The organism is Micromonospora wenchangensis (assembly GCF_002210435.1).
GTDB classification, from domain to species: domain Bacteria; phylum Actinomycetota; class Actinomycetes; order Mycobacteriales; family Micromonosporaceae; genus Micromonospora; species Micromonospora wenchangensis.
Genome location: NZ_MZMV01000127.1, coordinates 1 through 5,212 on the forward strand (window position 1 = coordinate 1; position 5,212 = coordinate 5,212).

Sequence of the window (5,212 nt, forward strand, 5' to 3'; positions counted from 1 at the left end):
CCCCCCCCCCACCGCCACCGTCTGCGAGAGGAGCGGCCATGGCCCAGGTCGTCGCGGTCATCGCCTCCACCCACCATCCGTTCTACTACCGCGCCACCACCGCCACCGGCGAGGACCGGCCCCCGTTCGCCGACGAGTGGGCCCGCAAGATCCTCGCCTTCCGGGAGACCCTCACCCGGGCCAACCCGGACGTGCTGGTGATGGTCGGCTCCGACCACTTCCACCAGCTCTGGCTGGACAACATGCCGCAGTTCCTGGTCGGCAAGGCCCCGTTCTACGACGCCAACTGGTACAACGAGGAACGCGAGTTCGGGCTGCCCCGGATGCTGCTGCGCGGCCAGGAGGACCTGTCGGCCCACGTGCTGCGCGCCGGCCTGGACGCAGGGTTCGACCTGGCCTTCAGCAACGAGCTGCGGATCGACCACAGCATCACCTGCCCGATCATCACGCTGCGGCCCGAGGCGGACCTGCCGATCGTGCCCATCTACACCAACATCTTCGCCCCGCCGCTGCCGCAGCCGAAACGGTTCGTGCAGCTCGGCGCGGCGATCCGGGAGATCGTCGAGAGCTGGCCCAGCCACCTGCGGGTGGCCGTCATCGGCACCGGCCACCTGTCGCTGGAGCTGGGCGGGCCCCGCCAGTTCGGTCCGCAGGGCCCCGACCCGGAGTTCGACCGCCGGGCGGTGGAGTGGATCGCCAACGGCGACCTCGACGGCTGCCTGTCCGAGGTGACCCTGGACAGCCTGCACGCCCCCGGCAACGCCACCCACGGCTTCATGGACTTCATGCTGATGATGGGGGTGGCCGGCGCGGGGGCCAAGGCCGACCACGTGGACACCCTCGACCTGTTCCACACCATGGAGGCGTACTTCACCTGGTACCCGAACGGAGCGCCGGCATGAGCCGCTACCTGGTCGACAAGTTCCTCTACACCGTCGACCGCGATCCGGAGCTGGTGGAGCGCTACCGCACCGACCCGCACGGCACGGTGACCTGGTGGGAGGCCGAACGCGCCAACGCCGTGCTCAACTGCCACACCGGCGAGGCGAGCACCTGGCTGCGTTTCACCGACGAGGAGCGTGACGCGCTGGCCAGCCACGACCACGTCCGGCTCTTCGCCCTCGGCGCCCACCCGTTCCTCACCCTGACCCTGTTCATCGCCATGTTCGAACGGGACCACGCCGAGCCGATGGCCTACCAGAAGCAGTACGGCCTGCGGCTGGCCCACTTCTCGCTGCCCTACCCCGACATCGCCACCTGATACCCGCCGGAGCCGGCCGAGGCGAGGTGCGGGTACGCCTCACCGCCGCCCCGCTGACCCCGCTCTGCGCCTCGGGCACCTCCTACCTGGGCGCTCCGGTTCACCGCCGCCGGGCGGGCGTCGGGTCCCGGGCGGCCCGGGACGCGCCGAGCCGCACGCCCACCACGAGCGCGACGACCGCGCCGACGACGAGCGGCAGCCGGACCCCGGTCAGCGACAGGGTCTCCCGGAACGCCGTGGCCCCGACGAGCACCCCGGTGACCGGTTCGGTCAGGGCCAACGCGACGAGTGGCGCGGCGAGCCGTCCGTGCTGGAACGCGGCCTGGTTCACCTGTACGCCGAGCAGGGCGACCACCACCAGCGCCCACGACCTCGGGTCGAGAGCCAGGGCGAGCGGGTCGCCGTGCCACCGGGCGGCCACCGCCTTGAGCAGGGCGGCGCTCACCCCGTAGAGGACCCCGGCGGCGATGCCGAGCAGGGTGCCCCGGGCCGCGTCGCCGGCCCGGCGGGCGGCGGACAGGCAGCCCGCGACGGTGGCGACGGTGCCGGCGGCCACCCACCACCAGGCCGACGCCCCCGGCTCGGTGACCCCGGCCCGGGGGTCGGCGGCGGCCAGGAAGGTGACCAGCCCGGTGGTGCCGACGAGGGTGGCGGTGAGGTCGCGGCGGTGCACCGGCCGCCGGTTCCAGCCGGCCTCGATCAGGATGGCCATGAACAGCCCGCTGGCCAGCAGCGGCTGCACCAGGGTCAGTGGGCCGTAGCGCAGGGCCACGGCGTGGGCGCACACCCCGACGACGTCGGGGACCCAGCCGAGCTGCCAGAGCCGGGTCCGCAGCAGCCGCGACAGCAGCCGCAGGTCCAGCGCCCGACGCCGTTGCTGCTGTTTGGCCGCCCGCTGGTGCAGCGTGGTGGACAGGGCGAACGCGAACGCCGCCACCAGCGCGGCCAGCACCGCGAGAGTCACGTCCCGTCCAGGTGGTCGCCGAGCGGGCCCACCGTCCACCCCCGCTGCCGGCACTCGTCGAGCAGGTGGGGGAGGGCGTCGAGGGCGGCCCGCCACGCGCCGGGCGCGGCCGTGCAGGAGGAGTCGTGCAGCAGCACGGTGCCGCCGCCACGCAGCCCGCGACGGAGTTCGGCCAGCACCGACCGGGCGTCGGCGGTACGGGTCCAGTCCCGTCCCCAGCACGTCCAGAGCACCGGCCGCAGACCCAGCCGGCGGGCGGCCAGCAGGGCCGGCCCGGTCGACACCCCGTACGGCGGGCGGTAGAACCGGGGGGTCTGCCCGGTGACGGCGACTGTCAGTTCGTGGGCGGCGGCGAGGTCCCGGCCGGTGGCCAGCGGCCCCCGCAGCAGCAGGTTGCGGTGTTCCCCGCCGTGCAGGGCCACCTCGTGTCCGGCGGCGACCAGCCGCCGTCCCAGCTCGGGGTGCCGGCGCAGCATCGAGCCGAGCAGGAAGAACGTCGCCCGTACCCGGTGGGCGGCCAGTACCTCCAGGAAGTGCGGGGTGGACCGCGGGTCGGGGCCGTCGTCGAAGGTCAACGCGACCCGGTCCGGCGGCCCCACCCCGTCGAGCCGGTGCAGCAGCCGTCCCCGCAGCGCCGGCAGCGCGGTGACCGCCGGCGCCCCGTGCAGGCCGACGCCGACGGCGACCAGGCCCGCCGCCAGCAGGCCCGCCGTCCGCCGGCTCACCGGCGGCCCCGCGACGAGGCGAGCAGCGCCGCGACCACCGCCACGGCGTCGCCGAGGTGCCGCCGTGGCCGGTGGTACGCCCGACGGTCGCCGGGTACGGCGGCCATCTCGGTGACCAGTGCCTCCACGTCGGCCGGGTCGGCGGACAGCGGGGCGGGCCGGTCCCGCCGGCCGCTGGTCTCGATCAGCGCCGGCCGCAACTGCTCCGCCGACGACGCGCGTCGGGTCAGGCCGGCCCGCGCGAGGATGCCGGCGTTGGCCCGCCCGTGGCCGGGCAGCGGCCGGTAGGTCACCACCGGCACCCCGGCAGAGAGCGCCTCCTGGCAGGTCAGGCCGCCCGCGTTCTCCACCACGACGTCCACCGCGCGCATCAGGGTCGGCATGTCGTCCACCCAGCCGAACACGTGCTCCCAGTCCCGGCGCAGCCGGTCGTAGAGCGGGGTGTTGCGCCCGCACACCACCACCGGTCGGGCCCAGCCGGTCGCGCCGACCTCCGCCACCGTGGTCTCGACGTCCCCGGCACCCCACGCCCCGGCGACGATCAACGCCAGCCGGTCCCGTTCGGGCAGCCCGAACCGGCGGCGGGCCTGTCGCCGGTCGGTGCGGTGCGCGCCGCCGAAGGCGGGTGACACCAGCGGTCGCACCGTCGTGACCGGGGTGGCGTCGGCGTCCACCGGGGGCACCTCGGCGTGCCGCAGCGCGTAATACCGGTCCACGCCGGGGCTCAGCCAGGTGGGGTGGAGCGCGAAGTCGGTGACGTAGCTGACCACCGGGACGGTGAGCCGGCCCTGCCGGCGCAGCGGTCCGAGGAGTTGGTTGGCGAAGGGGTAGGTGGTCACCACGGCGAGGGTGTCCGGTGGTACGGCCCGGCCCATCCGGCGTCGTACCGGTCGGAGCAGGCCGCGGATCAGCGCGACGGACAGCCGGGACCGGGCGGTCAGGGTGAACAGCGCGTCGTAGCCGCGGGGGAGTCGGCGCAGCATGTCGCGGTACGCCTCCCGCAACATCCAGCGCACCGGGCGCGGCAGCACGTCCAGCAGGTTCAGCCGGTCCACCGTGAAGCCGCGTTCCCGCAGCCGGCGGGCCAGCTCGCCGGCTGCGGTGTCGTGGCCGGCACCGACGTCCGCCGAGATCACGAGGACCCGCCCTCGGCACTCCATGCGGGCGCGGATACCCGTCGCGGGCTGGGACAGTCCCGGAAGACGGGCCGTACCCGGTGCCGAAAACAGGAAGACGTCTTTACTGTTAACAAACTTTAATTTACGGTGGAGGCAATCGTCACAGGTCGATCCGCACACGGGCCGCAACCCCCGCCGTCCCCGCTGCCGGACGACCACCCGCCCCGTCGAGGAGTCCCCCATGCGCCGCACGATCACCGTCCCCCTGGTGGCGACAGGTGCCGTCGTCACCTCCCTGGGCCTCGCCGCGCCCGCCCAGGCCCACGGCTACGTCTCCGCCCCGCCCAGTCGCCAGGCCCTCTGCGCCCAGGGCAAGGTGCCCGACTGCGGTCAGATCCGCTACGAGCCGCAGAGCGTCGAGGGCGTCAAGGGGCTGCGCAGCTGCAGCGCCGGGATCGCCCAGTTCGCCGTCCTGGACGACGACAGCCGGGGCTGGCCGGCCACCCCGATCGGCAGCACTGTCACCTTCACCTGGGTGAACACCGCCCGGCACGCCACCAGCAACTGGGAGTACTTCATCGGCGGCACCCGGGTCGGCGTCGTCGACGGCGGCGGCCGGCAACCCGACGCCACCGTCTCGCACACCGTCAACCTCGGCGGCTTCACGGGCCGGCAGAAGATCCTGGCCGTCTGGAACATCGCCGACACCGCCAACGCCTTCTACTCCTGCGTGGACGTGCAGATCGGTGGAACCGGACCCACCCCCACGCCGAGCCCGTCGCCGACCCGTACCCCCACCCCCACGCCCACCCCGACCCGTACCGCCACCCCGACCCCGACCCCGACCGCCCCGCCGACCGCCGGCGGCAGCTGGACGGCCGGCCGCAGCTACCAGGTCGGCGACGTGGTCACCTACCAGGCGGTGAGCTACCGGTGCCGGCAGGCGCACACCGCCCTGCCGGGCTGGGAACCGCCGTACGTGCCCGCCCTGTGGACCCGGATCTGACCCGGACGCCGACATGCCACTGCGCCGACCGGACGTCCCGTCCCCACCCGCCGCCGGCCCCCGACGGGCCGGCGGCGGCCGGCCACCCGCGACCGCCGGCCGGCCCGGCCGCCGACGCCGGGGCGCCGTGGTCGCCGT

At 74.7% G+C, this 5,212-nt stretch carries 6 protein-coding genes; 3 read left to right on the forward strand and 3 right to left on the reverse strand.

Features of this window, described 5'->3' with window-relative positions; genetic code table 11:
• Positions 1 to 38: 38 nt before the first annotated feature.
• Positions 39 to 902, forward strand: coding sequence for a DODA-type extradiol aromatic ring-opening family dioxygenase (locus B5D80_RS32430; RefSeq protein WP_067308360.1), 864 nt, complete (start codon positions 39 to 41; stop codon positions 900 to 902).
• On the forward strand, positions 899 to 1,261 hold the full coding sequence (locus B5D80_RS32435; RefSeq protein ID WP_088647735.1) for a hypothetical protein: 363 nt from the start codon (positions 899 to 901) through the stop codon (positions 1,259 to 1,261). Before B5D80_RS32430 ends, B5D80_RS32435 begins: the two co-directional genes overlap by 4 nt.
• A 100-nt stretch (positions 1,262 to 1,361) precedes the next feature.
• On the opposite strand, the gene B5D80_RS32440 is transcribed toward B5D80_RS32435, so the two are convergent.
• From B5D80_RS32440 to B5D80_RS32450, 3 genes are read right to left on the reverse strand one after another with little or no spacing between them, the layout of a single operon-like run.
• Entirely contained in the window at positions 1,362 to 2,225 is an 864-nt protein-coding gene (locus B5D80_RS32440; RefSeq protein ID WP_088647736.1) for a DMT family transporter, read from the reverse strand.
• Positions 2,222 to 2,950, reverse strand: a complete 729-nt coding sequence (locus B5D80_RS32445) for a polysaccharide deacetylase family protein (RefSeq protein WP_245855136.1) — start codon at positions 2,948 to 2,950, stop codon at positions 2,222 to 2,224. Before B5D80_RS32445 ends, B5D80_RS32440 begins: the two co-directional genes overlap by 4 nt.
• On the reverse strand, positions 2,947 to 4,110 hold the full coding sequence (locus B5D80_RS32450; protein WP_088647737.1) for an MGDG synthase family glycosyltransferase: 1,164 nt from the start codon (positions 4,108 to 4,110) through the stop codon (positions 2,947 to 2,949). Before B5D80_RS32450 ends, B5D80_RS32445 begins: the two co-directional genes overlap by 4 nt.
• 199 nt (positions 4,111 to 4,309) lie before the next feature.
• On the opposite strand from B5D80_RS32450, the gene B5D80_RS32455 reads away from it, so the two are divergent.
• The gene (locus B5D80_RS32455) at positions 4,310 to 5,074 is read left to right on the forward strand and encodes a lytic polysaccharide monooxygenase (RefSeq protein ID WP_088647738.1); all 765 of its coding nucleotides are present in this window, start codon (positions 4,310 to 4,312) and stop codon (positions 5,072 to 5,074) included.
• The last annotated feature ends 138 nt before the right edge of the window (positions 5,075 to 5,212 follow it).

Excerpts from the sequence above, each read along its gene's own strand:
- B5D80_RS32430 (WP_067308360.1), top strand. The coding sequence starts at position 39 with ATGGCCCAGGTCGTCGCGGTCATCGCCTCCACCCACCATCCGTTCTAC.
- B5D80_RS32435 (WP_088647735.1), top strand. The coding sequence starts at position 899 with ATGAGCCGCTACCTGGTCGACAAGTTCCTCTACACCGTCGACCGCGAT.
- B5D80_RS32450 (WP_088647737.1), bottom strand. The coding sequence starts at position 4,110 with ATGGAGTGCCGAGGGCGGGTCCTCGTGATCTCGGCGGACGTCGGTGCC.
- B5D80_RS32455 (WP_088647738.1), top strand. The coding sequence starts at position 4,310 with ATGCGCCGCACGATCACCGTCCCCCTGGTGGCGACAGGTGCCGTCGTC.